The 2,309-nt window shown below is 63.1% G+C and carries 5 protein-coding genes; all 5 read right to left on the reverse strand.

All coding sequences use genetic code 11. The annotated features are described in order from the left end of the window. Nucleotides 1–221: 221 nt before the first annotated feature. Genes APH30_RS26835 through APH30_RS26850 form a run of 5 tightly spaced genes read right to left on the reverse strand, consistent with a single transcriptional unit; the run spans nt 222 to nt 2,272 of the window. Complete coding sequence (locus APH30_RS26835; RefSeq protein WP_054914229.1) at nt 222–812, reverse strand: hypothetical protein; 591 nt, start codon at nt 810–812, stop codon at nt 222–224. After that, nucleotides 803–931: a hypothetical protein gene (locus APH30_RS29750; RefSeq protein WP_256222151.1), complete on the reverse strand. Its 129-nt coding sequence runs from the start codon at nt 929–931 to the stop codon at nt 803–805. The genes APH30_RS26835 and APH30_RS29750 overlap by 10 nt, the downstream gene beginning before the upstream one ends. After that, the gene (locus APH30_RS26840) at nt 928–1,530 is read right to left on the reverse strand and encodes a recombination protein NinG (protein ID WP_054914230.1); all 603 of its coding nucleotides are present in this window, start codon (nt 1,528–1,530) and stop codon (nt 928–930) included. Before APH30_RS26840 ends, APH30_RS29750 begins: the two co-directional genes overlap by 4 nt. Then, the gene (locus APH30_RS26845; protein WP_054913872.1) at nt 1,521–1,805 is read right to left on the reverse strand and encodes a hypothetical protein; all 285 of its coding nucleotides are present in this window, start codon (nt 1,803–1,805) and stop codon (nt 1,521–1,523) included. Before APH30_RS26845 ends, APH30_RS26840 begins: the two co-directional genes overlap by 10 nt. Beyond that, entirely contained in the window at nt 1,802–2,272 is a 471-nt protein-coding gene (locus APH30_RS26850; RefSeq protein ID WP_054914231.1) for a hypothetical protein, read from the reverse strand. The genes APH30_RS26845 and APH30_RS26850 overlap by 4 nt, the downstream gene beginning before the upstream one ends. Nucleotides 2,273–2,309: the final 37 nt, after the last annotated feature.

The following is a 2,309-nucleotide window of genomic DNA, read 5'->3' on the forward strand; positions in this document are numbered from 1 at the left end:
TGAATGAGCGCTTGGGCTGCCGGTGTTTTTCTGCATCGCGGCACTACCGGCCTATCCGCGTCCAGTTACCCCTTAGGGCCACACTGGCAGTGGGTCCCAGCTCACCCGTCGGGCAATAAAAAACCCGGCGCAGTGGCCGGGTTCATTTGGGTGTTTGCCGAAGGCAAAATTATCAGGATGGCGAAATCATGCCATCAGCCGCACGGGAACGCAATAGGGCCTCAAGCGGCCCTGCGCATTTCGTAGATTGCCGCCGCCACCGGGCTCAGTGCATCCCTGTCCAGGTCCTCGCAGCACTCGAACGCAACGCGGACCAAATCACCCCAATCGCGCTCCCAGTTGCGTGAATCCAGCGCTACCCCATAGTGGGCATCCATCCATGCGCGGAACCCCTCAGGAGACACCAGCGGGTCCTCATTGGCCGACTGGCCACCCTGGTGCATGTACCGGTACCGGGCCATTACCCCCTTCACCACGTACTCGAGCTTTTCGCGCTTGGCGGCGGTCATGCGCGCAGAGCGCTGCATCACCATGATGAAAACCGACTCTTCAGCCGTCTCCTTGGCGTCGACGTCGAGCCGCGGGGAGTACATGAAGTTGCCGAAGGCCTTCACGTGCGCAGTGAGCTTGCCGATCGCCGACTGCACTTGCCCGGCGATGACCTGGTGGGCGGCATGGCCGGCGTGGCGCTGCCGCTCCGTGGTTTGCACCATGGCCCCCAGCAGTCCGAGCTGCTCGATGAATGAACCCTGGCTGTCCCAGGCGACGTGGTAGCAGTCGTGCCAGGCCTGACGCGCGCTGTTCAGTTGCATGGGCCGTTCTCCTTCTTGCGGCGTGTCTCGATGCTTTTGGCGCGCAATACGCACCAGGTGGAAGCGATGGTCATGACCACCAGCAGCGCGCCGGCGGTATCTGCGATAGTCCAGGTCATGCAGCCGCCCTCCTCAGGTCTTTGAGCTTCTGCCTGTACAGGGCCTTGATGGCCTGCAGGTCTTCGATGGTCAGGCGCTGGGGCTTATGAGGCCCTTCGAGCCATTCAACCTGGTCGGCGCCGATGCGCTTCACCAGTCGGATGCGGTACTCGACCGCGTTACCCGACAGGTTCCGGTTGCACTTCACGCACTGGCGGTGGACGTTGAGAGGCTCGAACCGCAGCTCCGGGCAGGCGCCCACCGACCGGTAATGGCCAGCGTCCCAGCGGCTCCCAGTGATCAGGTCATGGTCGCTCGGCAGCGAGTCGCAGCTTATGCACGGGAGCCCAGCGTCACGCTCACGGATGTAGGCGTTGAACGCGGTCTGCGCCTCGGCCATGTGCTCGCGGCGGGTCTTCAGCTTCTCCCGGCGCTCCTGCAAGTCCTGACGGGCCTGCTTGGTGATGGCCTTGGCCGCGATCTTCTGCAGCTTCGGGTCTTTGGCCATGGCCTTGGCACAGGCGATGCTGCACACCTTCTGCGTGGTCATGGTCGGCTTGAAGGGCTTGCCGCAGCCCGGTGCTTTGCACTTCTTCGGCTTGATCTCGGCTACGCGCATGGCTCGGCCTCCTTGGCTTTCTGCTGCTCGGGTTCGAAGTCGCCGCGCAGGGGCATGAGCTGGGCCGGACGGCACCAGTTCGAGTTGACTGGGAACGCCTGGCCGCCACCAGCAAAGCGCCCCATCATTCCTTCACCACGGACGCAGATGGGGTACGGGTCAACGGCTGGGCATTCCACCTCAACCACTTCCACGACCATCCCGATGTTCTGCTCACATCCAGCGCTGGCCGATATCACAAGAGCCAGGTCGCCCGGCCTGAATTGATGGCTCATGCCGCCTCCTCACTCAGCAGGTCACTGAACACCACACCCTGCGGCGCGAACTCGGCCACTATGCGGTCGGTGTACTGGCAGCCCTGGGCCCGGTCGAACAGCCGAGTCACCGGGAAACCATCCGGCCCGAACATCGCGCAAGGCCCCATCAGGCGCAGCTTTACCTCATACGGCAGATGTATGAACGACTCGGCCCAGCCAGTGCGGAACTCGTCGCAGCCGGCGCGCATGATCGGCACGCCGAAGTGCAGCTTGCAGTACCGACGCACGTCCTCGATGCCACCCATTTCGGTGCTCTTGGCGATCCGGTCGTACATTGCGAACCACAGGGCGTTTTGATCCAGGGTGCGGTCCTTGCCCGGGCGCATGCTGACAACGACGAACTTCTTGTCGCGGAACATCCGAGTGAGCATGGTCACGGCCTCGGATAGCTTGGCCTGGCTGTTGACGCTGATCTTCTGGGTCATGGCTTCACCTCGACCTTCAGACCCTGGGCCTCGATGG

This window comes from Pseudomonas sp. NBRC 111127, from assembly GCF_001320345.1.
In the GTDB taxonomy this organism is placed as follows: Bacteria; Pseudomonadota; Gammaproteobacteria; order Pseudomonadales; family Pseudomonadaceae; genus Aquipseudomonas; species Aquipseudomonas juntendi.

What these genes read in the sequence shown, in the direction of transcription:
- APH30_RS26835 (WP_054914229.1), bottom strand. Translation starts at nt 812, where the DNA reads ATGCAACTGAACAGCGCGCGTCAGGCCTGGCACGACTGCTACCACGTC.
- APH30_RS29750 (WP_256222151.1), bottom strand. Translation starts at nt 931, where the DNA reads ATGACCTGGACTATCGCAGATACCGCCGGCGCGCTGCTGGTGGTCATG.
- APH30_RS26840 (WP_054914230.1), bottom strand. Translation starts at nt 1,530, where the DNA reads ATGCGCGTAGCCGAGATCAAGCCGAAGAAGTGCAAAGCACCGGGCTGC.
- APH30_RS26845 (WP_054913872.1), bottom strand. Translation starts at nt 1,805, where the DNA reads ATGAGCCATCAATTCAGGCCGGGCGACCTGGCTCTTGTGATATCGGCC.
- APH30_RS26850 (WP_054914231.1), bottom strand. Translation starts at nt 2,272, where the DNA reads ATGACCCAGAAGATCAGCGTCAACAGCCAGGCCAAGCTATCCGAGGCC.